26 protein-coding genes are annotated in these 22,688 nt (G+C 64.6%); 16 read left to right on the top strand and 10 right to left on the bottom strand.

Going from position 1 to position 22,688, the window contains the following annotated elements; genetic code table 11:
* Positions 1–21 precede the first annotated feature (21 nt).
* Positions 22–2,268, bottom strand: a complete 2,247-nt coding sequence (locus IV113_RS03330; RefSeq protein ID WP_291080778.1) for an ATP-binding protein — start codon at positions 2,266–2,268, stop codon at positions 22–24.
* Positions 2,269–2,464: 196 nt separating this feature from the next.
* Here IV113_RS03330 and IV113_RS03325 point away from each other — a divergent pair, with 196 nt between their 5' ends.
* A complete protein-coding gene (locus tag IV113_RS03325) occupies positions 2,465–3,079 on the top strand; it encodes an outer membrane beta-barrel protein (protein WP_291080776.1) in 615 nt (204 codons plus the stop codon).
* A gap of 87 nt (positions 3,080–3,166) precedes the next feature.
* On the opposite strand, the gene IV113_RS03320 is transcribed toward IV113_RS03325, so the two are convergent.
* Positions 3,167–3,481, bottom strand: coding sequence for a BON domain-containing protein (locus IV113_RS03320; RefSeq protein WP_291080774.1), 315 nt, complete (start codon positions 3,479–3,481; stop codon positions 3,167–3,169).
* A gap of 159 nt (positions 3,482–3,640) precedes the next feature.
* Between IV113_RS03320 and IV113_RS03315 the strand changes: the two genes are divergently transcribed.
* The 3 genes from IV113_RS03315 (at position 3,641) to IV113_RS03305 (ending at position 6,114) form a co-directional block, all read left to right on the top strand.
* Positions 3,641–4,078, top strand: a complete 438-nt coding sequence (locus IV113_RS03315; RefSeq protein WP_291080772.1) for a response regulator — start codon at positions 3,641–3,643, stop codon at positions 4,076–4,078.
* 25 nt (positions 4,079–4,103) lie between these two features.
* Positions 4,104–4,643 carry an MgtC/SapB family protein gene (locus IV113_RS03310; protein WP_291080770.1) on the top strand — a complete coding sequence of 180 codons (540 nt, stop codon included), beginning with the start codon at positions 4,104–4,106 and terminating at the stop codon, positions 4,641–4,643.
* Between the two features lie 97 nt (positions 4,644–4,740).
* On the top strand, positions 4,741–6,114 hold the full coding sequence (locus IV113_RS03305) for a HAMP domain-containing sensor histidine kinase (RefSeq protein ID WP_291080768.1): 1,374 nt from the start codon (positions 4,741–4,743) through the stop codon (positions 6,112–6,114).
* 21 nt (positions 6,115–6,135) lie between these two features.
* Here IV113_RS03305 and IV113_RS03300 read toward each other — a convergent pair whose 3' ends face one another.
* Genes IV113_RS03300 through IV113_RS03290 form a run of 3 tightly spaced genes read right to left on the bottom strand, consistent with a single transcriptional unit; the run spans position 6,136 to position 8,762 of the window.
* Positions 6,136–7,338 carry a putative zinc-binding metallopeptidase gene (locus IV113_RS03300; RefSeq protein ID WP_291080766.1) on the bottom strand — a complete coding sequence of 401 codons (1,203 nt, stop codon included), beginning with the start codon at positions 7,336–7,338 and terminating at the stop codon, positions 6,136–6,138.
* A gap of 47 nt (positions 7,339–7,385) precedes the next feature.
* A complete protein-coding gene (locus IV113_RS03295; protein WP_291080764.1) occupies positions 7,386–8,258 on the bottom strand; it encodes a YihY/virulence factor BrkB family protein in 873 nt (290 codons plus the stop codon).
* A 27-nt stretch (positions 8,259–8,285) separates the two neighbouring features.
* A complete protein-coding gene (locus IV113_RS03290; RefSeq protein ID WP_291080762.1) occupies positions 8,286–8,762 on the bottom strand; it encodes a CBS domain-containing protein in 477 nt (158 codons plus the stop codon).
* A 193-nt stretch (positions 8,763–8,955) separates the two neighbouring features.
* Between IV113_RS03290 and IV113_RS03285 the strand changes: the two genes are divergently transcribed.
* A complete protein-coding gene (locus IV113_RS03285) occupies positions 8,956–9,861 on the top strand; it encodes an SDR family oxidoreductase (protein WP_291080760.1) in 906 nt (301 codons plus the stop codon).
* Between the two features lies 1 nt (position 9,862).
* On the opposite strand, the gene IV113_RS03280 is transcribed toward IV113_RS03285, so the two are convergent.
* A complete protein-coding gene (locus tag IV113_RS03280) occupies positions 9,863–10,459 on the bottom strand; it encodes a hemerythrin domain-containing protein (protein ID WP_291080758.1) in 597 nt (198 codons plus the stop codon).
* 162 nt (positions 10,460–10,621) lie between these two features.
* On the opposite strand from IV113_RS03280, the gene IV113_RS03275 reads away from it, so the two are divergent.
* The 5 genes from IV113_RS03275 (at position 10,622) to rpoN (ending at position 14,263) form a co-directional block, all read left to right on the top strand.
* Positions 10,622–10,891, top strand: a complete 270-nt coding sequence (locus IV113_RS03275) for a GlsB/YeaQ/YmgE family stress response membrane protein (protein ID WP_291081179.1) — start codon at positions 10,622–10,624, stop codon at positions 10,889–10,891.
* Positions 10,892–10,933: 42 nt separating this feature from the next.
* Positions 10,934–11,158: a hypothetical protein gene (locus IV113_RS03270; protein ID WP_291080756.1), complete on the top strand. Its 225-nt coding sequence runs from the start codon at positions 10,934–10,936 to the stop codon at positions 11,156–11,158.
* Between the two features lie 4 nt (positions 11,159–11,162).
* A complete protein-coding gene (locus tag IV113_RS03265; RefSeq protein WP_291080754.1) occupies positions 11,163–11,639 on the top strand; it encodes a phage holin family protein in 477 nt (158 codons plus the stop codon).
* The gene (locus IV113_RS03260) at positions 11,617–12,546 is read left to right on the top strand and encodes a lipocalin family protein (protein ID WP_291080752.1); all 930 of its coding nucleotides are present in this window, start codon (positions 11,617–11,619) and stop codon (positions 12,544–12,546) included. The genes IV113_RS03265 and IV113_RS03260 overlap by 23 nt, the downstream gene beginning before the upstream one ends.
* Before the next feature lie 262 nt (positions 12,547–12,808).
* A complete protein-coding gene (gene rpoN, locus IV113_RS03255) occupies positions 12,809–14,263 on the top strand; it encodes an RNA polymerase factor sigma-54 (protein ID WP_291080750.1) in 1,455 nt (484 codons plus the stop codon).
* A 13-nt stretch (positions 14,264–14,276) separates the two neighbouring features.
* On the opposite strand, the gene IV113_RS03250 is transcribed toward rpoN, so the two are convergent.
* On the bottom strand, positions 14,277–14,495 hold the full coding sequence (locus tag IV113_RS03250; RefSeq protein WP_291080748.1) for a hypothetical protein: 219 nt from the start codon (positions 14,493–14,495) through the stop codon (positions 14,277–14,279).
* Positions 14,496–14,705: 210 nt separating this feature from the next.
* Between IV113_RS03250 and IV113_RS03245 the strand changes: the two genes are divergently transcribed.
* Positions 14,706–15,230, top strand: coding sequence for a hypothetical protein (locus IV113_RS03245; RefSeq protein ID WP_291080746.1), 525 nt, complete (start codon positions 14,706–14,708; stop codon positions 15,228–15,230).
* A gap of 86 nt (positions 15,231–15,316) precedes the next feature.
* Here the strand turns inward: IV113_RS03245 and IV113_RS03240 are convergent, their stop codons facing one another.
* Positions 15,317–15,838, bottom strand: a complete 522-nt coding sequence (locus IV113_RS03240; protein ID WP_291080744.1) for a DUF4142 domain-containing protein — start codon at positions 15,836–15,838, stop codon at positions 15,317–15,319.
* A 59-nt stretch (positions 15,839–15,897) separates the two neighbouring features.
* A complete protein-coding gene (locus tag IV113_RS03235; RefSeq protein ID WP_291080742.1) occupies positions 15,898–17,022 on the bottom strand; it encodes an MBL fold metallo-hydrolase in 1,125 nt (374 codons plus the stop codon).
* Positions 17,023–17,105: 83 nt separating this feature from the next.
* Here IV113_RS03235 and IV113_RS03230 point away from each other — a divergent pair, with 83 nt between their 5' ends.
* The 4 genes from IV113_RS03230 (at position 17,106) to IV113_RS03215 (ending at position 20,918) form a co-directional block, all read left to right on the top strand.
* Entirely contained in the window at positions 17,106–17,441 is a 336-nt protein-coding gene (locus tag IV113_RS03230; protein ID WP_291080740.1) for a hypothetical protein, read from the top strand.
* A gap of 176 nt (positions 17,442–17,617) precedes the next feature.
* A complete protein-coding gene (locus IV113_RS03225) occupies positions 17,618–18,220 on the top strand; it encodes a CHRD domain-containing protein (protein ID WP_291080738.1) in 603 nt (200 codons plus the stop codon).
* Positions 18,221–18,372: 152 nt separating this feature from the next.
* Positions 18,373–19,713, top strand: a complete 1,341-nt coding sequence (locus IV113_RS03220; RefSeq protein WP_291080736.1) for a DUF1800 domain-containing protein — start codon at positions 18,373–18,375, stop codon at positions 19,711–19,713.
* Between the two features lie 2 nt (positions 19,714–19,715).
* Positions 19,716–20,918, top strand: a complete 1,203-nt coding sequence (locus tag IV113_RS03215; protein ID WP_291080734.1) for a DUF1501 domain-containing protein — start codon at positions 19,716–19,718, stop codon at positions 20,916–20,918.
* A 40-nt stretch (positions 20,919–20,958) separates the two neighbouring features.
* On the opposite strand, the gene IV113_RS03210 is transcribed toward IV113_RS03215, so the two are convergent.
* Entirely contained in the window at positions 20,959–21,318 is a 360-nt protein-coding gene (locus IV113_RS03210; RefSeq protein WP_291080732.1) for a response regulator, read from the bottom strand.
* Positions 21,319–21,601: 283 nt separating this feature from the next.
* Here IV113_RS03210 and IV113_RS03205 point away from each other — a divergent pair, with 283 nt between their 5' ends.
* Positions 21,602–22,636 carry a methyltransferase gene (locus tag IV113_RS03205; protein WP_291080730.1) on the top strand — a complete coding sequence of 345 codons (1,035 nt, stop codon included), beginning with the start codon at positions 21,602–21,604 and terminating at the stop codon, positions 22,634–22,636.
* The last annotated feature ends 52 nt before the right edge of the window (positions 22,637–22,688 follow it).

Genomic DNA, 22,688 nt, shown 5'->3' with positions numbered 1-22,688 from the left:
TGGCGTTCCCGAAACAACGCGTCAGGGAGGTGTGCATCCCTCACGCTGCAAAGCCATCGCCTTCTCAAGCGCAGCCACCAGGGCCTCAGGCGTGCACGGCTTCTGGATGAAAGGGAAGTCCAGGTCCTCGGCGTTGCCCCGGTGGCCGCTGATCAACACCACCGGCAACGCAGGCATGAGTTCGCGCACTTGTTTGGCCAGGGCGACGCCATCCATGGGGCCGGGCATGAGCACGTCGGTGAGCACCACGTCGATGCTTCCGTTGTTCTGCAGGATGCGCAGTGCCTCCTGGGGCGATGGGCTGGAAATCACTTCACAGCCGAAGGTGGCCAGCAGCGCTGCGGTGACACCGCGAAGTTCCTCGTTGTCGTCCACCAGCAGCACACGGGCGCCGATGATGGATGGGCGGGCACCGGTGGGGGGAACAGCGGGCTCGCTGGCACCGGACGCCGGCAAAACCATGCTCACCGTGGTGCCCAGCCCCGGCGTGCTGTTGATCCGGACGGTGCCCCCCGACTGGTGGCAGAAGCCGTACACTTGGCTGAGCCCCAGCCCAGTGGCCTGCAGGTGGTCCTTGGTGGAGAAGAAGGGCTCGAACACCCGCTTGATGATGTCCTCGCCCATACCGTGTCCGTCATCGGTGACGGACACGACCACGCAGTCTTCCTGATCCAGCTCCGCACAGTCGTCGGGCTCGGCCCGCAAGGTCCGAAGCTCGACATGGCCACGTTCGGCGATGGCGTCGCGGGCATTGAGCGCCAGGTTGATCAGGGCAAGTTCAAGCTCGTTGGGATCGGCGAACAACGTCGGCATCGACGGGTCGATCACCACCGTGAGCTTGATATGGCGACCCATCAACGCGCGAATCAGATCGGCGGCTTCGGGCAGAAAGATCGCCAGGTGGATGACGCAAGGACGTACTGGTTGGCGTCCGGCGAACCGGGACAGGTGCTGGGTCAGGCGGCTCCCGGCGCCCACCGCCCGCAGGGAGGCCTCCAGTGCCGAGATGAACTCCGGGTCGCTTGTCATTCTCAGCATCAGGTGCGCGCTGTTGCTGATCACGCCCAGCAGGTTGTTGAAGTCGTGTGCCACGCCACCCGTGAGCCGGCCCAGGGCCTCAAGCCGGTGGCTGTGCGACATCCGCTGTTCGGCGTTGCGGGTGAGGGCGACGGCCTCAGCCACGCGCTGCTCCAACTCGACCTGAGCACCTCGAATCGATACGCTGGCCCGCTCCAGGGCCTGGGCCACGTCGTCGCACTCGGTGATGCCGGTGGCATCCGCGTGCACGGCTCCCCCGTCCCGCATGCCCAGTGCGAGTTGCTTGATGGCGTGGATCGGGCGCACGATGCTGCGCGAAACCCCCAGGGCAGCGGCGATGGCCAGCGTCAGCATCAGCAAGGTGGCGAGCGCCGCGTTGCGCACGTCCTCCGGCACCACACCTTCGAAGCGCGCCGTGGGCATGCCGGTGACGTACGTCCAGCCTTGTGCGGACGTGCTGAAGAAGATGGTGATGTCGTTGCCCTCGAGCGACTTCGTGTGCAGGAGGCCTTCCCGTTCGGTGGACAAACGCTGGCGCAGTTCCTCGGTCGCATAGCGTCCGGCATGCGCCGCACCGCCGGGGTGCCGCGCCACAAGACGGCCTTCGCTGTCAAGGATCGCCGCCACCCACTGTTCGTTGATCTTTTGCTGGTCGATGATGCGCTGGAATTCATGCGGCATCACGGTCAAGGTGAGATTGAGCACGGCGCGACCTTCGCGCAGCACCGGTTGCACCAGCGCAGCGTGGTAGATCCCGAGTTGCTCGCTTTCCCGCAACGGCAGGATCTGGGGGGTGTCGACCAACGGCACCAAGGCCCCTGTCGCCAGGGAGCGAGGCAGTTCGCCGGGAGTCAAGCGGGTATTGATGAACACGCGATCGGCGCTGCGCATCTCCAGCCAGCCCTCCAGGCCGGTGAGCGTGCGACGCGCCTGTTCGTCGAATGCGCGCAGCGTGCCGGGGGCAATGTTGGGTGCGGCATCCAGCATGCGTGAGAGCGCCAGGCCACGCACCACCCCCGATCGTTTCGCGAGTTCGAGGTCCAGCACCATCGACAGCGCACGCGCGGTGTCTTCAAGATGGCGCTCGTTGGTGTCGCGCGCCAGCCTGAAGGTGAGACCCACCACCCACAACCCGGCCACGAGGGACGGCAAAAGGATGGCCAGCACCAACAGAATCAGGCGCGATCGGATCGACTGGGGCTTCAAGCGCAAACGCATCCACTGTTTCATGTCGTCATGGTCCTTGTGTCCCGCATTCGAACATCAGGGCACGCGGCTTGCCCTGAAAGTCGACTGCGCCAGTCTTTACGCAGTTTTCATCAACCTACTTCAGGACTGCACCATGAATCGTTCAATCCATTCCTCAAGAACATGGCCGTTGGCAGCACTTGTTTTGGCATGTGCGGGTGCTGGCCATGCCCAGACCATGCAGGGCTCCACAGTACCCGGCGCGTCCAGCAGCGACGCGACGATGGCGCAGGCTACTACGTCGAATTCCACTGGTCAACGACGTATGTACGACTCGTCCACAGGCTCCTATTCGGTCATTCCGTACGCGACCAATGGCTACATCGGTCTGAATGTCGGCAAACCTGACTGGGACACGCCTTGCGGTGGTGGCGGGTTTGCATGCTCGGAGAGCAACACCTCGTACAACATCTACACCGGCGGCATGTTCAACGAGCACTTCGGCGCCGAGCTGGGCTATGTGGACTTCGGTCGTTCCGACCGCGGCGGTGGTCGTACGCACGCGCACGGCGTGAACATCAGCCTGGTGGGCCACTTGCCTCTGGGAGGTCTCAATCTGTTTGCCAAAGTGGGCACGCTCTACGGTCGTACCAAGGTGAACGCCAGTCCGTTGGCGGGCATAGGCTCCGGCAGCGACAGCGGATGGGAAGGCTCGTACGGTGTGGGCGTGGGCTTCAACCTGTCGCCAAGATCGTCCGTGGTTCTGGAATGGAATCGTTACGACCTGAACTTTGTCGGGGTCGGACGACGCGACATCACCACCACCAGCCTGGGTTACGTGCATCGCTTTTGAACGTGGCCTGAGCGACAAGCGAAGAGAGGTGGCCGTCCTGTGTGCCACCTCTGCCGTCTTCTTGCTGGACAGGACAGCGTTACAGGCTCAGTTGGCGGGCCGAACGACGATGTTGTTTTGCACATTGCGCACGTCGGGCACCGCGCGGGCAATGGAACCGGCCTTGTCTTTTTCGACTTGTGTGGTGGCAAAGCCGGAGAGCTGTACCGTGCCATTGAGCGTCTCGACGCCGATGCGCATGGCACTCACCTGCTTGTCTTCGGCGAATCGGGCCTTCACCCGGGTCGTGATGGTGGTGTCGTCGACAAACTGGCCCACGCTGCTCTGGCCGCTGGTCACGGAGCAACCGGTCGACACGAGAGATCCGATGGCGACAGCCACGGCTAGAAGAAGGGATTTCATGAGGGCCTCCAGAGGGGTGATGGAAAAACCAGTGTGGCAATCGGCATGCCTGGGTCCATACAGCTCGACTACGTCCATACCTTCCCGTGAGCGCCGTGCTTGAATGCGGCAGCGTAACTTTTCGACATCCTCTTGATTTCATCCCCTTCCGTCTCCCCCATGCCCGCCCCCCATTCGCCTTCACCTTGGCTGTCCACGGACGGTGGCCCGCTGCGGGTGTTGATCGCAGACGACCACGCTGACGCCGTGGAAACCCTGGCCATGCTGATAAGCCTGGAAGGCCATGCCGTCGAAGTTGCGCGCAATGGCCTTGAAGCACTGGACCAGGTGGCGCGCTTCCATCCCCACGTCAGCATTCTGGACATCGGTATGCCGGGACTGGATGGGCACGCGGTCGCCCGGCGCATCCGCCAGTCCGCGGACGGTTTGCACATGCTGATCCTCGCGCTGACCGGTCGCAGCGAGGCAGAGGACAAGCTGCGCGCGCACGCGGCGGGCTTCGATGAGCATTTCACCAAACCGGTGGACCCTGCCCGATTGCTCCAGCACATCGCGTCCTGGCAACATGCCAGGACGTCATCCCCCAACAACACCTAGAAGTCCATTCGCGAAAGGGTCGTCCATGCCAGTACTCGAGATCATCGGAGCCACGCTGCGTGCCGAGTTTTCCGATCTGCTGCAGGTGGAGCAGGTCACCCGGGTGACCGCGCGCATGACGGTGGCCCTGTTGCTGGGGGCGGTGATCGGCTGGGACCGCGAGCGCCGCGATGCCGACGCGGGTCTGCGCACCCACATGCTGGTCTCGCTGGGAGCCGCGCTCTTCGTGCTGGTGCCTGCCGAAGCCGGCATGAGCCCCGATGCGTTGAGCCGCGTCGTTCAGGGCCTCGTGTCCGGAATCGGTTTCCTGGGTGCTGGCGCCGTGCTCAAGATGGGCAACGAAGGGCGTATTCATGGGCTGACCACGGCTGCGACCATCTGGGCGACCGCCGCCGTGGGCATGTCGGCCGGACTGGGACGTGAAGGCACGGCCATGCTGGCCACCGCGTTCATTCTCCTGGTGCTCGTGTGGCTCAGGCGCCTGCAAGTGCGCAAGGCGCGCACCCACAGTGTTGTGATCACTCCGTCAGATCGCCCGGAGCCTGCGCAGCGCGATGCCGAATGATCAACGGCATCCCGGGAGACAGCGTCCGGGCAAATAATCGCGGCTCAGACGAGTCAAGCCGTGCAGAATTGATAACTTCGTTTGCCGAAAGTAACCGATGCCGTCGCTCGATTCAGGACTTCCCGCACTGGCCGACCACATGGCTTTGCGCCGCGATCTCATCGTGGGAGCGTGGCGCGCTTCGGTGGAAGCCGACGTCACACTGACCACGGGCAACTCCTTGCCACGTGCCCAGTTGGTCGACCACATTCCGTCGTTGCTGGAGGGTTTCGAAACCCAGCTGCGTGAGCCCGATGCCGACGTTTCCCACCTGGGCGACGCCGCCGCGCACGGCTTGCACCGATGGCAGCAAGGGTTCGGGTTGGCCGAAGTCTCGCGCGAACTCGGCCATCTCAACGAATGCGTGGTGAGGGAGCTCGACGCTTGCGCCCTTTTGAAGCCTGCTCCCATGCCCGAGGACCTGGCCCGCGCACGGCAGCTGTGGGCCTCCATTTTCAGCGTGGCCGTGAGTGGCAGCACGTCCCAGTACTTCAAACTGCAACAGATGGAGGCGGCCAGCTATGTGAGCGAACTCGAGGCCGCGTTGAACGACCTGCGCAGCCTGGAACGGCAGCGCGCATTGCTCTGGCAACAAGCCGCCCACGACCTGCGAGGCAACCTGGGCGTGGTGGCCAACGTCACGGCAGGACTGGGGTATCCCAACCTGGATGGGTCGGGGCGCGAGAACTTCGTGCGCATGCTTGAACGCAACGTCCATTCGCTGCACAAGCTGCTGGACGACATCACCTGCCTGGCTCGGCTGCAAGGTGGACAGGAGCCGCGGCGGCTGGGGACGGTAGATGTTGCAGCACTTTTGACCGATCTGGGCGAGAACCTTCGACCACTCGCCGCAGCGCAGGGACTGTCCCTGGAACTGTCCGGGGAACCCGTGTTCTGGGTCGAGAGCGACATGGTCAAACTCCATCGCATCGTGCAGAACCTTGTGCTCAACGCCATCCGGTACACCCCGGTGGGGGGTGTGAGGGTGTCGTGGGGGAATGCGGGTCCCAATGATCGTGCGCGCTGGTCGCTGCAGGTGGAAGACACGGGGCCGGGCCTGGGGCCCAGCCCGGCGTCCGACGTGCTGGATGCACTGGAAGTCGCCACCGACAACGCACGCGACATGGCCCGGGCCGCGCGCAGTGGTGATGTGGCCCATGTGTCGTCCGAAGATGCAGGCTTGTCTGCGTCCAATGCCGAGGATGGCCACGACACCAGTGCGCCGTCCGGCCATGGCGAAGGCATCGGCCTGGCCATCGTCAAGCGGTTGTGTGAGCTGCTGGATGCCACCATCCAGGTTGAGTCCGGGCGTGCAGGCACGCGCTTTCAGATCCTGTTGCCCAAACAGTACTTGTCCCACCCCGCCACCACCAACGATGGTGCGCCCGCGGTGGCTGGACAGGGCCCAGGTGAGGCTCACTCGGGCGCCTGATCGTGGTGATGTCGGGAAGCGTCATGCCATGTATCCCTCACCGGCGTTCCACCGCGCATCTGCCGCGTCGATGATGCGGTGCACCAGATGCAGCTTTCGGACGGCGGGTGCCGAGAGCACGAACGGGTAGAAGTCGGGAACGCCCATGCTGCGCGAGAGCTCGTTGAGCACACCGGTGAGCTGCATCCACTGGTTGAGCAGGCGCAGGAATTCGGCACTGTCGGCACCGGTGTCGTCGAACGCTTCGGCGGTGAAGGGCTCATAGGTCAGTTCCAGCCGCTCCCCATCGATGCCGAAGCTCTGGGCCGTGTCCAGCGTGTCGGTCATGTGGAGGTAGTTGGCCCATGTTTCGGCCCAGTCCTCCCAGGGATGGCAGCTCGCATAGGCGCTGACGTGGTGCAGGCTCCAGTCGGTGCGTGGCCCCTGCGCGTAGTGTCTTTGAAGCGCGCCCCGGTAGTCTTCGCGCTCGTCGCCGAACTCAAGCCTGAAAGCCGGGAGCCACTCGGTGTGCTCCACCAGGCGGTGCCAGTAGTAGTGCCCGGCCTCGTGCCGCAGGTGTCCGAGCAAGGTGCGGTACGGCTCCAGCAACTGGGTGCGGCGCAGTTCACGGGTGGGGTCGTCCGCTTCCTGGGCATCCAGCGTGATCACACCGTTCTCGTGGCCCGTGATGACGGGCATGCCATTGGTGGACGTGAGGATGTCGAACGCCAGGCCCTGCTGGGGGTCGTCGGCCAGCGGGACCACGGGCAGATGCATGCCCAGCATCGACGACAGCATCCGCCTTTTGGCGGTCTCGATGCGACCCCACCACACCGCGTTGCTGGCGATGCCGAGATCGGGCAGCCGGCGCGTGAGCCGGCAGCACAGACACAGGTCTTGCTCCACCGATGTGGCATCACCGAGCGGGATCAGCCAGTTGCAGGCAGCGGCCGAGTTGAGGTTGCGACAGCGTGCGTACCGCCCCTCGTGCTGCGAGGGTTCGGCGCTCTGCCAAAGCTCCGTGTCCCCTGCCTCATCGGGCAGGGGACTCAGTGGAATCAACACACCGCGCTGCGGGTCGTAGCCCAGCGGAGCCATGCAGGCCAGGCAGATGCTGTTGCGAAAGAACACGGGGTGCCCGCAACGGCAGGTGAACGAACGGTTCACGTTGATTCGGTCGGACGCGTGAGGCTGTGGTGTGGGAGAGGCGGGCGAGGAGCGCGCAGGGGTGGACAGGGTGGACATGGCAGCCAGAGGGCAAGGCAGATGCCCGTGACAGGCACGCAGAGTGCTCAGGCGCGTTCCTGCACTGGCAAAGCCGCAGGCTTGGGTGAAGCCGGCTTTCTGCGTTGCGCGAACACCCAGGTGAACTCCGCCCCGAGCAGAAACACCTGCGCCGAGTAGTACACCCACAGCAGCAGCACCACGAGGGACGACGCTGCCCCGAACACCGAGGCCACGCCGCTGCGGCCGATGTACAAGCCGATCAAGGTCTTGCCCACCGTGAACAGCAAGGCCGTGATGAACGCGCCGAACCACACATCGCGCCAGGCCACGGATGTTCTGGGCATCCACTTGTAGATCATGGCGAACACCGCGGTGATGAACGCCAGTGTCACTGCAAAGTTGACCATGTCGGCGATGACGGCCAGTTCTCCAAACCAGGGCGCCCACCATTTGCCCAGGGCTGCCAGTGAAGCACTGAGCACCAGCGAGACCAGAAGCAAAAATCCGATGCCCAGCACCAGACCGAGCGAGAGCAGGCGCACCCGAAAGAAGTCCAGAATACCGCTCGAGCCCGGGCGCGCGGGTACCTGCCAGATGCGGTCCATCGCGTTCTGCAGTTCGGCAAACACGGTGGTGGCGCCCACCAGCATCGTGACCAGGCCGATCAAGGTGCCCACCACGCTGGCGGCAGGCCGGTCCAGGCTCTCCAGCAGGGTGTGCACCGTTCGGGCACTGTCGTCGCCCACCAGGTGGGAAATCTGCGCAAAGATCTCCGTGCGCGCGGCAGCTTCACCAAAGAACAGGCCCGCCACCGAGATCACGATCAGCAGCAGTGGCGCTACGGAAAAGAGCGTGTAGAACGCCAGTGCAGCACCCATGCTGGGCGCGAAGTCGTCAAGCCACGCGTTCACCGTCGAGGTGAGGAGACCCCAGATCATCAACCGCTTGCCGAGCCGTGTTGCGCCTCAGGAAGCGCCGGCACCGACACCTCCACTGGCATCCGACAGACCATTGCGCGTCGGTTGCGCGGGTTCGGAAATGTCGGCCAACATGTAGCCTGCCACGGCAGGGTCGGATTTGGCCGCCATGTCACCCAGCGAGAGCATGCCCACGAGCCGCTCCACGTCGTCCAGCACCGGGAGACGACGAATCTGTGACTCCTGCATTTTGGCGATCACCTCGTCGAGCCCTTCATCTTCGAATACGCATTGCACCTGCTGCGTCATCACCTCGCTGATCGGGGTCGTGGCCATCGGCATTTCCAGCGCCACACCCCGCACCACGATGTCGCGGTCGGTGATCACACCGATCACGCGTGGACCCTCACACACCGGCAGCGCGCCCACGTTGAGTGCCTCCATGGCCCTTGCTGCTTCCAGCAGGGAGTCGTGCGGCGACATTGAGCGAACGTCCCGCGTCATCACATCCTTGACCTGTTTCATGATGGGCTCCTTGATGCAGGGGCTGCGGCAAACGGCGCTCCCACATCCCGTGAAATGATGCCAACCCCGTCAGGCCCGCGCGCGCAAACCTTCGGCAATTTTTTCCACTCGCCGGTCATCCCTGGTTTCGGTTGCCGGCACGCCCCATGCCAAGGGTGAAGTCTCTTCTCATTTCCCTTGCAAGGAGCTCACCATGACGGACCCCACCAGCACCATTGAAGACGAGGCCGTACAGACCAGCCCGCGTCCAGAGCCCACCCACATGCCGAGCCAGCATCTCTCCGACGGGGAGCAGGAAGCCGATCTGGAGCTCAAGCCCCGGTTCATGGCGCCCGACTACAAGGGCAGCCAGAAGCTGCTGGGCCGGGTGGCATTGATTTCCGGAGGTGACTCCGGCATCGGCCGCGCGGTGGCCGTGTTGTTCGCGCGCGAAGGCGCCGATGTGGCGATCGCCTATCTCTCTTCCACCGAAGACGCCGAGGAAACACGGCGCCATGTGGAAGAGGAGGGGCAGCGCTGCCTGTTGCTGCAAGGCGATGTGAAAGACAAGGCATGGTGCGAGGAGGCGGTGGAGCAGACCGTGCAGACCCTCGGGGGCCTGGACATTCTGATCAACAACGCCGCTGTGCAAAAGCATGCCGACTCCATCGACGAGATCGACGACGAACGCCTGCGCGATACTTGGGAAACCAACCTGGGCGGTTACTTCCGGCTCACGCGCGCCGCGTTGCCGCATTTGAAGCCGGGCGCGTGCATCATCAACACCGGGTCGGTGACAGGCCTCAAGGGCAGTGCCCATTTGCTCGACTACGCTTCCACCAAAGGCGCCATCCATGCGTTCACCAAATCATTGGCGAGCAACCTGCTGGAGCGGGGAATCCGGGTCAACGCGGTGGCACCGGGCCCCGTGTGGACACCGCTCAATCCCGCCGATCTGCCGGCGGAGAAGGTCGCCGAATTCGGCCAAAAGACCGACATGAAAAGGCCCGCGCAGCCCGAAGAACTGTCTCCAGCCTATGTGTTCCTGGCCGCACCATCCTGCTCGGGGTACATCACCGGTGTCGTGCTCCCGATCACGGGAAGTGTCGAAGCCATCTAGGTCAATGCCTCGTGATGCGGCGGCGCCTGAGGTGCTGAAAGACCAGGCCACTCGCGAGCAGGGTGCCAGCGGCGTAGAGGGCGGACTTCAGGGGGGCGGCGCGGACCGCGTCAGCCGCCATGTCCACCGCATGCGGCCTGGCCAGTTCGACGCGTCGACGCGTCATCCGCACACCCAGTTCATTCAGACGCTCGGCTCCCAGCAGTTCTTCGGCTGCCGGCAGCAGCAGCGTCTCCTCCAGGTGCACGTGTTGAAGCATCTGCGTGATCAGCGCATGCAGCGCGGCGGTTTGTTCTGCGGCATGTTCATCCAGCTGGCGCACCCGTTCCATCTGACGCCGCATGTCCGCATGTACCGTCTGGCTGTGGTCAAGCGAGGGCAGATGGGTGGTGAGTTCTCGCAGGGCGGGATAGAAAAGTTCTTCCTCCAGCTGCGTGTGCAGCTCCAGGGCCGTGCAGATCCTGCGGCAGATGGCAGCCCGTGCAGCAGCGGGTGTGTCAGCGCGCAGCTTGTGGAAATCCGCCAGCACGTGCGCATGGTCCATGCGCAGGATGCGGGTGGCGGCGGGTGAGGAGGGGGGGAGAAAGCGCTGAGCCATGGTCATGGGCCCTCGTGAAACGGCAGTCACAAGGGGCGGCAACCCATGTGCCCAGCCGTTGCGCAGGCGGGTGCTGCGCATGCTGGCATGCCGTTTGCCACCGTCAGGTCTCTTCACCCCGGGGCCCTTGCCTCATGTTTCAACCTTAGGAGAACTCGCATGATCAACCTCATCATCTGGCTTGTCGTGGGCGGTGTCATTGGCTGGCTGGCCAGCCTGGCCATGAAGACGGACGGGCAGCAAGGCGTCTTTCTCAACATCGTGGTCGGCATCGTGGGAGCTGCGCTGGGTGGCTTGCTCATTTCGCCCTTGGTGGGCGTGGGCACGATCAACCAGGATGCGTTCAGCCTGGGCGCACTGTTCGTCTCGTTCCTGGGCGCGGTCATTCTCCTGGCGGTCGTCAACCTGTTCCGTCGAGGCACCGTGCGCTGATCCCGTTGCGCCGAGTCAACTTCCGCTCAACAAGGAGTTCCCATGAACCAGGAATCGTCGGAGTACTTCAGAGTTCCCAATCCGGGGGACTTCGCTGGTCTGGCCAGCCCCGACCGGGCTTCAGCGCGCCATGCGGAGTTGGCCGACCACGAGAACGCAGTTCCTGAGTGGGTGACGCAAGCACGTCGGTCCATTCGAGACAACCCGCTGGGTGCGGTCGCGACGGCACTGGCGGCAGGTGTCCTGTTTTCGCGCCTCATGCGGTGAGGCCATGAGCAGGGCCGCGCCAACGTCCTTCAAGGAACCGGGTGAAACGCCCGACTCCTTGATGGACACCTTGAGGAGCCTCTGGCATGACATTCCCCGCTTGTTCAGTGATCGCGTGGAATTGCTCTCGCTGGAGTTGCACCGCGCGGGCCTGGCGTTGTTGCAGATCGTGGTGCTGGGCATCGGCCTGGCGGTGGTGGGCATCACGGCCTGGCTGATCCTGTGGAGCCTGATCATCACGGGACTCACCCTGGTCGGCCTTCACTGGATGGGCGCCTTTGCCCTGGCGCTCGCGGTGCACGTGATGATCGGCACATGGCTGGTGCTGCGGGTGAAGACACTGCTGCCCAAACTGCGCCTGCCAGCCACGCGGCGGCACCTGATGTTTTCATCTTCTCCCGGTCCGGTCACCCCTACACCGCGCACCCACGACGGCCTCCCAACAGAGCGCAGCGATCATGACCGAGTCTTCATCCCGTGAAATCCGGGTTTCGGACAAGGCGACGCCCCCGCTGACAGAGCGCGGGCTGTCCGAACTGGATCAGCAGATCCTGGACGTCGAGCACCGTCTGATCGCGCGGGAAGAGGGCCTGCACCGGCGCATGGTGAGTTTGCGCCAGCGTGCGGAGGTGGAGTCGCGGCGACTCGTCGGCCCGGCATCGGTGGGACTGGCCGCGCTGGTCGGTCTGTTCTGGATGATGCGTTCGCGTCGTCGTTCCACCCCGGTTCAAGCACGCACCGCTTCATCCAAGCCTGGTTCATCCTGGATGCGCTATGTCGGCCTGGCGTTGCCGTTGTTGCCCGCCCAGTGGCGATCGCGCATTCATCCCACCGCAGCCTTGGCAGTCGCAGGCTTGCTCGCACCGGCACTGGAGCGCGTGGTCGGTGGTCGCCAGGTGCTCCCACCTCTGACCACGGCACCCATGGTGGATCTGGACCGTTACGCTGGCGTCTGGTATGAGGTGGCCCGTCTCCCCGCGCCATTTGAAGGTGCGTGCAAGGGACAACCCACGGCCGAGTACCGCCGACGCCGTGGGGAGGCGCCGGGCAGGCTGCGCATGGATGTGGTCAACCGGTGCACGGACCGTTCGGGGCGGGTGCGGCAGGCCCGGGGGGTGGCGGTGCCCATGCTGGGTGGCGGAGGCGCGCGGCTCAAGGTGAGTCTGTGGCCCGCGTGGTTGCGCTGGTTGCCACTGGCCTGGGCGGACTACTGGATCCTGCATGTGGACGGGGACTACACCGAGGCGCTGGTCGGTGAGCCCGGGCGGCGTTTCATGTGGGTGCTGTCTCGCCAGCCCACGATGCCGCAGGACCGCCTCCAGGCTCTGCTCGCGCAGGCCCACCAGCAAGGCTTTGACATCACGCGTGCGATTTACCCGCAGCGCTGAACCCGAAACAGCAGGGTAGGCGTGCCTCGTTTCGGCATCTTTTACGGCAAACGGCCGCCGATCGGTGAAGAGATGCCTCATTCGCATCTGAATGAAACACCACGTGGCTGGCGAATCTTGTGCCCCTCGCACTCCACGCCCGTGAGCGTCGGCAGTTGTTTGAATTTGTGTCAACACGGCCTTTCCGGCATGGTGGTTGCAAGCGTGCTGATTTCTTGGCCTGCCAGCGGACCAAAACAACACCAACAACGAGGAGGTACCTGTGATCCACATGGACGTTCGCGCCGACCAGCGCCAAAGCCAGACGCTGTCTCCCCGGTTGCAGCATGCAGTTCGCCTGTTGCAGATGTCTTCTCTCGACTTCGGTCAGGTGGTGCGAGACACCCTGGGCCGCAACCCGTTTCTGGAAGTTGAAGAGGGCGCCGACGACCCCGAAGAGTTCGACGCGTCCGATGCGGAGGTGTCCGCAGAGCAGGACCGATCGGACCAGGATGACGAGTACACCCGGGTGGAGAGTGAATCTTCGGATGCCGGCCTGGAGAGCGATCGTGATCTGTGGCATGCCGATGCAGGCTCGGGTTCCCGCCAGTCGTCAGACGGCGACACCTCCGCGCTGGATCTGATGACGGCCGACAGCTCACTCAGCATGCACCTGACCAGCCAGCTCAACACCATGCCCTTGTGTGAGCGCGACCTGAGCCTGGCCCGCGTGATTGTCGAATCTCTGGACGACGATGGATACCTCAGGACGCCGTTGGCTGATCTGCTGGACGTGGTGACCACGGACCCGCCTGCGGAGTTGGCGGACATGCAGATCGCGCTGAAGATGGTTCAGTCGCTGGAGCCCGCGGGCGTCGGCGCGCGCAGCGTGGCCGAATGCCTGGAGCTTCAGTTGCACGAGATCGAGTGCGTGGAGATGAGGGCGGTGGCCCACACCATCGTTGCCGCTCATCTCAGCGCGCTCGCCGCCAGAGACGTTCAGGGCCTGGCGCGCCAGCTGGGCAAGACGCCCGCGTTCATCGAAAGTGTCTGTGACCGCATTCGCCGGCTCGATCCCCGCCCGGGGTGGCGCTGGGGTTCGTCGCACATCGCGTACGTGGTGCCCGATGTGATCGTGAAAAAGATCCGTGGCGAATGGAATGTGCAGTTGAATCCGGCCATCGTGCCGCGGGTGAGGCTGAACCAGATGTACGCCGATCTCTACCAGCGCCACCACACGGCCGAAACGTCGGAGATGGGCGCGCACCTGCAGGAAGCGAAGTGGACCCTGCGCAATGTCGAGCAGCGCTTCTCCACCATTCTGGACGTGGCCCGGGCCATCGTGAAACGACAGCGCCATTTTCTGGAGTTCGGACCCATGGCCATGAAGCCGCTGGGCTTGCGGGAAATCGCCGAGGAGATCGGCAGTCACGAGTCCACCGTATCGCGCGTGACCAACAACAAGTACATGGCCACACCCCTGGGCGTGTTCGAGCTCAAGCACTTTTTCTCGCGTGCCATGGTAAGTGCCAGCGGAAAGGCTTGCTCGGGCACGGCCATCCGTGGGTTGATACAGGATCTCATCACGGAAGAGGCGACCGACAAGCCCCTGTCTGATGCGGAGATCAAGCGCCAGTTGGCTCAGCAAGGTTTGGTGGTGGCCCGGCGCACCGTCACCAAATACCGGCAGATGCTTCGCATCGAAGCGGTGGGCCGCCGCCGCCGGCACGACGCCTGACGATTCGGCAGCGTCACTTCTTCGTGTCCTTCTCCCGCCGGTTGGCTTCGCGGGAGTTGAGGGTGTCATCAACGCTTTGATCGGTGCTTCCCTGCTCGAAGCGTTCTCTCCTGCCCGTGCGTCCGCTCCAGTCTCCAGCGCCGCGTGCGCGGTAGGACGGGTGGTCGGACTCATAACCATAGTTGCTCTCGTGTTGCGCACGTTGACGAGCCGCGTTGTCGTGTTCAGACATGTCCTGTGTCCTTTCAATGGATCGGTTCAGGCATGCAGGCACCAGTCCTGGCGGGAGCCGCATCACCTGTCGAACCGAGGCAAGCCCCGTTCCCGATGCCTGCCCTTCAGAAGCGAGAACGTGACGCATGGGCGCGGCGATTGCCATGTGTTCATCGATCTCCATCGAGGTCATAGCGATACCGATCCACACACTGAAACAGGAGCAATCATGGCCACCGACAACAGATATCTGACAGGCATTTTTCCCGACCGCGAGAGCGCCGAGATCGCATACCAGGGCGTCCTCGATCGGGGCTACGACAAGGACGAAGTGAACCTCGTGATGTCGGAGGAGACGCGAGAGCGCCATTTCGCCAACGATGACGGTCGTGAAACCGAACTCGGCAACAAGGCGTCCGAGGGCGCGGGCATCGGCGCGGGCATTGGCGGCGTCATCGGCGCGGTGGGTGCTGCCATCGCGGCCGTGGGCACCAGCATCGCCATCCCGGGTTTGGGACTGGTGATCGCCGGGCCCATTGCAGCAGCCTTGGCTGGCGCAGGCGCAGGAGGCGCCGCCGGTGGTCTGGTGGGAGCGCTCGTGGGTTGGGGCATTCCGGAGGAGCGCATCAAGAAATACGACGCCGGGATTCGCGAGGGGGGCATCCTGATGGGCGTTCGCCCACGCAACGATGACGATGCCACGCACCTCGAGGGCCACTGGCGCGGCGCTCGTGGCGCTGACATCTACCGCTAAGGGCCGCGAAGCTTTTTAACGAAAGCTTCCGGGGAGCGCTGCATGCCGGGTATCCGGGTTACTGGATACCTGGCCTGCGCTGTCGGTTAACGCGCCGGCTCGAACGCAACCTTGAGTTCCCGTGCGGTCTGCAGGTGGTCGCGCACCGTGGGCAGATGCCTTGTGGCGAAGGCCTTCACGTCAGGGTCTCGAGCCTCGCGGGCTGCTTCTTCAAACAGTTGAACCGTCGTCTCATTCGTCACAACGCCCATCTGATGGACGTAGCGCCGATCGAAGTGGTCCTCGCTGAGGCCGCCTACCAGCATTTCCTTGCCCTTCTGCAGCATCGAAGGTTCCCGGGGCGGTGTGTAGTTTTTTGACGCGGCGAGGGTGCGCAATTCCTCCACCACACGGGCGTTGTCGTCGATCATGCGTTGGGCCAATGCACGCACCCGCGCGTCGCGCGTCTTCGTCAGCGCCAGGCGGCTGGCCGATTGTTCGGCGTGCCCATGCTGCGCTGCTTGCTCAAGGAACACTTGATCGCGGGGCGCCAGGTTGTCTGCAAACGCTGCACCTGCGATCAGCACGGCAAGAACCTGCACGCCTCGCCTCAGGGTTCGACTGCTCATGGCGCTACTCCTGAAATCGTGATGGCCATAACGGGCAAGCGGCGTTCCTGCCCAAGGCCTCATTTCATGCGATAGCGGTACACGCCGTCCGCACCCACCTCGCGCGCGGCCTCGCCGCGCACCAGCAGGTGGTTCAGGTGGGCCACGCCTTCGCCAGTGGCCATGCCCAGCAGCTCGCCGTTGGCGTCGATCGAGCGGGCGAACAGCGCCCCGAACACGTCGACCGTGCGCTTGGGCGATTCGGCCAGGCTGCGCCGCAGGCGTTGCAGGCCGCGCTCGTGGCCGTGGGCCAGGCGGTCCAGCCGCGCGTGCAGACCGCGGAAGGGCTCGCCGTGCGCCGGCAGCACCAGCAGGTGATCGCCCAGCGTGGCGCGCAGGTGCTCGATGCTGTGGATCCAGTCGGCCAGCGGGTCGGCGTCGGGTTCGGTGGGGAAGACGCTCACGTTCGACGAGATGCGCGGCAGCACCTGGTCGCCCGAGACCATCACGCCCAGCTCGTCGTTCACCAGGCAGGCGTGTTCGGGCGAATGGCCACGCCCGACGATCACGCGCCAGTCGTGCGCGCCGATGCGCACCGTCTCGCCATCGGTGAGGCGGCGAAAGCTGTCGGGCAGCGCGTGCATGTACTTGCCGTAGCCGCCGAAGCGGGTGCGGTAGATGTCCAGCGACTCCTCGTTCCAGCCCATCTGCCGGTAGAAGCTGATGGCCTCTTCCGGCGCCTCGCGACCGGTGTCGGCCACCAGGGTGCGGCAGGTGAGGTATTCGAGCCGTGTCATCCACAGCCGGCACTGGAACTTGCGCGTGAGCCAGCCGGCCATGCCCACGTGGTCGGGGTGCATGTGGGTGCAGAAGATGCGCGTGATGCGCGCGCCCTGGGGCGTGGCGGCCAGCGGGCCCTCGGGTGAGATCAGCTGGCGCCAGGCGCTCAGCGCCTCGGGTGTCTTGGTGCCGGTGTCGATGACGGCCCAGCCCGGGCCCTGTTCATCCTCGTCGGCCACGGCCCAGAGGTTGATGTGATTGAGCGCGAACGGCAAGGGCATGCGCAGCCACAGCACGCCAGGCGCGACTTCGCGCACCTCACCAGGTGCCGGTGGTTCGCCACAGGGGTATTGCAGCGCGTAGGGTGTGTCGGGAGCAGCGGCCGGATCGTCCGGTCGGCCGTCGGGAGTGGGGGTGTCGGTCATGCGGGGATTGTTCCAGATGGGCGAGCTGATCGGGTCACGCACGTGCGAGCGCTGGAACCAGGAGTCGTCAAGGGGCATCAACGATGCGAACTGAGCTTGCCGGCTGCGTCCTCAAAGGGATGTATGCTTACAATCTGAAACGTTTTGTCACATGCACCGCTTCTGAATCACCTACCTATGGCTGGGCACCCCAGCTCGATGAATCCATGACCATTGGAACCCTGACCGGCCGCTACCGTTACCGTCACCACAAGACACTGCTCCGCTCACCCGTTGTCGTGCTCCAGCATGAGTGGCACGTCAAGGGTCATGAGATGGCAGACGATCCTTTCGGCGCAGCCATGCACCAGGTCGAGCGTACCGAATGGCGCGATGCGCGCATCGAGGATGTGACGGCCACCAAAGACCCCGTCCCGTGAACCCGGGCCCCTTCGCGGGCTGTCGAAGAACTTGACAGGCCGATGGGGTCCGGCGTCGGTGGCCATCGCGAAGGTGTTGATCGGCAACGGAGTTGTTGAACTGGCGCATTCCATGCTTGACTTTTGCTCGCCACGCGATCGCGCGTCGGCCAACCACTGTTGGGGAGCTTTCCGCCATGTCCAAGTTGCACAACTGCCTCATCGCCCTCGGTTTGCTGGTCGGCGCCTCGGCCGTGCAAGCGGGCATCGTCTTCTCGGCCCAGCTCAGCGGCAGCCAGGAGTCGATCCCGAATGCATCGACGGCCTACGGCACGGGCAGCTTTGTCCTCAACGACGCTCAGAATGCGCTGACTTTCAGCTTCACCATCTACGGTCTGGACTTCACGGGGGGGCAGACTCCCGGCATTACGGATAACCTCCTCGCGGCTCATCTGCATGCTGCGGCGCCTCCCGGGTCGAACGCCGGGGTGGTGTTCGGCTTCTTCGGTGCGCCGTTCAACGACACCATTCCCAACGATATCGTTGTCACGCCCTTCGCCAGCGACGTCGGCGGCACGATCACCGGTAAATGGGACGCCCTTGAAGGCAACGGCACGACGCTGACCGCGCAGCTGCCCAGCTTGCTGGCCGGCCTGGTTTACGCCAATTTCCACACCGCAGGATTCCCCGCCGGCGAGATTCGCGGCCAGATCCTGCCCGTGCCGGAACCCGGCACCCTCGCCCTGCTGGGGGTGGGCATGGCCGGGCTCGGCCTCTTGCGCCGGCAGCCCCGGCGCTGAGCCCGCGCTGGCTGGGGAGAGCCTGAGCGCCTCCCTCAATCATGAGGAAACAGTGCGTCACCCTGGTGCTGATCACGGTCTGAGCGGTCGCTTTACACGTTCGTAACGTGCCAGACAACGCTGGCGCCGCGTTGTCTGGAAGAATCAACGCCATGACGCCCTCTGCACTTGCCCTGAACCGCTTCGGCCTCGGGGCGCGGCCTGACGACGCGCCACCGGCCAACCCGCAGCGCTGGCTGTTTTCGCAGTTGGAGAACTATGAGCCACTGCCGGCGGCCTGGAAGCCGCTGCCACGCACGGCCGCGCTCGTGGAGGTATGGAACAACATGCAGCGCTCGGTGCGGCAGGCGCCCGAGGGTCAGCGCAGCGGTATCCGCGAGGAGTACCTGCGCGAGGGCAGCCGGGTTTACCAGGCGGCGGTCGGTGCGCGCACCGTCAGCGCGCTGCAGACCTCCACCCCCTTCGTCGAACGCCTGGTGCACTTCTGGGCCAACCACTTCGCGGTGTCCGTCGACAAGCTGCTGATCGTGGGCCTGGCGGGATGTTTCGAGGCCGATGCGATCCGCCCGAATGTGCTGGGCCGGTTCGAGGATCTGCTGTTGGCGGTTGTGCGGCACCCGGCCATGCTGCTGTACCTGGACCAGGCGCAATCGACCGGTCCCGGCAGCATGATGGGCTCGCGCGGCCGGGGCCTGAACGAGAACCTCGCGCGCGAAATCCTGGAGCTGCACACGCTGGGCGTGCGCAGCGGCTACACGCAGGAAGACGTGAAGGAGTTCGCGCGCGCGCTCACCGGCTGGACCTTGCCCGGCGATGGCGGAACCAGCGGCGGCGCCACTTTCCGCTTTGCACCTGCGCTGCACGAGCCCGGCACGCGCACCCTCCTCGGCAAGGCGTATGCCGACGACGGAGAAGGGCAGGCGCGCGCCGTGATCCACGAGCTGGTCTCAGCACCAGCCACCGCGCTTCACATCGCGCGCAAGCTCGCACGACACTTCGTCGCGGACGATCCCCCACAAGCGCTGGTGCAGCGCCTGGCCGACACTTTCGGGCGCACAGGCGGTGATCTGGCGAGTGTCTACCGCGAATTGATCGCATCGCAAGAAGTCTGGCAATCGGTCGCCACCAAGTTCAAGTCTCCCTGGGACTGGTCGATCTCCAGCCTGCGAGCACTTGACCGCCGCACGGTGGCGCCGGCGCAGGCCGCGAGTCTGCTGACCCAACTGGGCCAGCCGGTATGGCGACCTGGCTCGCCTGCGGGCTACAACGATGCCGCCGCAACCTGGGCCGCGCCCGATGCGTTGATGCGCCGCGTGGAGGTCGCACAACGGCTCGCGCAGGAAGCGGGCGACACGGTGGACGCACGCGGTCTTGCGCCGCGTGTGCTGCCCGGTGTGCTGAGCGATGCCACTGCAGGCGCCATCGCGCGCGCAGAGAGTGGTGGCACGGCGATCGCACTGCTGCTGGTTTCTCCGGAATTTTTGAGGAGATAGGGATGGATCTGGACCGACGCAGCTTTCTGGGAGCGGCCTCGTTGCTCGCTGCACCGCAGATGCTTTTCGCGCAGGCCGCCACCGAGCGACGCTTCGTTTTCATCATCCAGCGTGGTGCGGCGGACGGTTTGAACATCGTCATCCCCTACGCGGAGCCGGCCTATGCCAAGCTGCGCGGCAAGCTGGCCATCGACCCGGATGCCGCCCTCAAGCTGGACGGCACGTTTGCACTGCACCCGGCACTGACGCGGCTGCGTGAACTCTATGCGGGGGGCGAGGCCACGTTTCTCCACGCGGTCGCGTCGCCGTACCGTGACCGCTCCCATTTCGATGGCCAGAACGTGCTGGAAACCGGAGGCGAGGCGCCCTACCAGTTGAAGGACGGCTGGATGAACAGGCTTCTGGGCCTGCTGCCACGCAGCGGCAAGGATGCGATCGCGTTCTCACCCGCCGTACCCCTGGCGTTGCAGGGTGCGGTCGATGTCACGACCTATGCACCGTCCACATTGCCCGAGGCCAACGAAGACCTGCTCATGCGGGTGGAGCAGCTTTATGCACCTGACAGGCAACTGCGGCCCCTGTGGACGTCGGCCCTCGAAGCGCGCGGCATGGCGGGCGGAAGAATGGGCGGTGGCGGAAACCGACAGGATGCGGCGGCGCTCGGACGTATCGCAGCGGGGTTCCTGGCCCGTGCGGACGGGCCGCGTGTTGCGATGATCGAAACCAGAGGCTGGGACACGCACAGTGGGCAGGACGCCCGCCTCGCCACGCAGCTGCGCGGACTGGACGGACTGGTTGGCGCGCTGCGCGACGGCATGGGCGCGGCCTGGTCGCAAACGGTGGTTCTGGTCGCGACCGAGTTCGGACGCACTGTCGCGGTCAACGGCACCGGCGGCACCGACCACGGCACCGCGGCTGCGGCCATGGTGATCGGTGGCGCCGTGCAGGGTGGGCGGATCGTCACCGACTGGCCGGGCCTCGCGCCGGGAAACCTGTTCGAAGGCCGCGACCTCCAGCCGACCCTCGCGCTGGACTCGCTGATCGCAGCGGCATGCGCCCAGGCGTTCCGGTTGGACCCGGAGCACACGGCGCGAGTGCTGTTCCCGGAGGCGGGGCGAAGCAAGCCGGTGCCACAGCTGATGCGTACCTGGACGTCTCTACCCGTTGAGCGAACTGCCGCGGCGCCGAGAGTGGTTCCGGGATGAACAGCCTCGTTGGAAACCAACTCGACAGAAGCCCTGGAAGCTAAAGGTCTGGCAGCAGCTTTACCAAGTCTTGGATCTTGAATGGCTTGAGAAGGACATGATCAAAGACCTTGTGGAGTGCGGCAAGTTTTGCCAGACCCATGTGTCCCGTGACAGCGATGAGGAGCGGGGTGGCAGCGCCCAGCGCGCTCCTGATTCTTTTGGCCGCCGTGAACCCATCCATCCTGGGCATTTCGATATCGGTGACGATGACATCAGGATGTGTGCCGATTCCTGTCGCTGCCGCCAACAACTCGACACCATCAAAGACGATCGTGACCTGGCGCGATTCGGCAAGCAGGAGCAGCTCCGCCAAAGTTTCGGCCGAGTCGCGGTCATCATCGGCAAGCAGTACGTGCACCAGTTGAACTCCAGGAACCTCCACTGCGGGGCAATGGGTGTGCCCAGGGGGCTTGGCTCCGAACCACATGGGCGATGCACTGAGGAGGTGCGAGACGCGGGCACACCGTTTGCCCCGCGCTGCGAGTGTCTTGACACCTCCCTCCATCTTCCTGGACCTTTGCATGTCTCCCCTTCACGATGCTTCAAGATCAGAACCCCGACAGCGGACAGCGGACTGGGCGCCCTTCGCTGGAACCCATTCTTCGCTTCATCCTGAATTGCTCTCCCCGAGCTTGAACCCCATGCCGATCGTCGCGTCGCGAACGCACGACGAAGCAACAACGATAGCCGCGCTGGTGGAACTGGGCCGGGAACTGATGCGGCAGAACTACTCCTGGGTCTGTCCCTCGATAGAAACCCAGACCTTGGTCAACGGACGTTTCACCAACCGCCGCGCGCTCGGTCTCACCGACCTCTTCGGCTGGAACCGTGTCGGCACGTTCGACACATTGGCGCGCCAGTTGCCAGCGGGGCTGATCGAGTCTCTGTGCGAAGCCGGCGTGTTGCAGATCACCGATGGCGAAAGCGTGCGCAGTCGCGTGCGCTTCTCCAGCTTTGCCGATACCTTGCTCGCGCACTCGGCCTTGCCGGCCCATGCGGATCAGGATGTGGTTGTCGGACCCGATACGCAGCGATTCGGGTCATTTGTCGCGCGTGAGTTGCTGGGTCCGTCCGCGCCTTCGGCCTCGCCCACACGACCCTTCACGCTGGTGGACCTGGGCTGCGGCAGCGGCGCTGCAGGCATCCTTGCGGCGCGCATGTGGGCGGCCATGGCTGGCGAGCGTCCGACACGGGTGTTGTTGATCGACCAGAATCCTCGCGCGCTGCGTTTTTCTGAAGTGAACGCCCGGCTCGCGAACCTGTCTCACTTCGAATGTCGTCGATCGGATTTGCTGGGCGCTGTGACCGAACCACCCCTGTTGGTGCTCGCGAATCCGCCGGGATTGATCAATAGACAGCGGCGCACTTCACAGCACGGCGGCGGTGAACTCGGCACCGGGCCTGCCGTGCGAATTGTGGACGAATGCCTTGACCGACTATTGCCCGGAGGTACGCTGATGATGTGTGCGGTGGCGCCCATCGTACGGGGGGTGGACATTCTGCTGCGCAGCGTCGAGCCGCGGATCATGCGCACACGTGCAGCCCGCCCGGCCACCCTGCGCTACCAGGTGCTCGAGGTCGACGTTTCTGCACACCAACTGGCCCTGCCCGAGTACGCCGAGGTCGATCGACTTGCGTTGGTCGGTCTCACTGTCCACGTGAAAGCGGCGAACTGAAGCATTGGCAAGAAGCTGTTTTCAAGGCAGGCGCCAGAGCGCAGCCCCTCGA

Source organism: Hydrogenophaga sp. (genome assembly GCF_018780385.1).
Classification (GTDB): domain Bacteria; phylum Pseudomonadota; class Gammaproteobacteria; order Burkholderiales; family Burkholderiaceae_C; genus Hydrogenophaga.
This window is presented reverse-complemented; position numbering and strand designations above follow the sequence as displayed.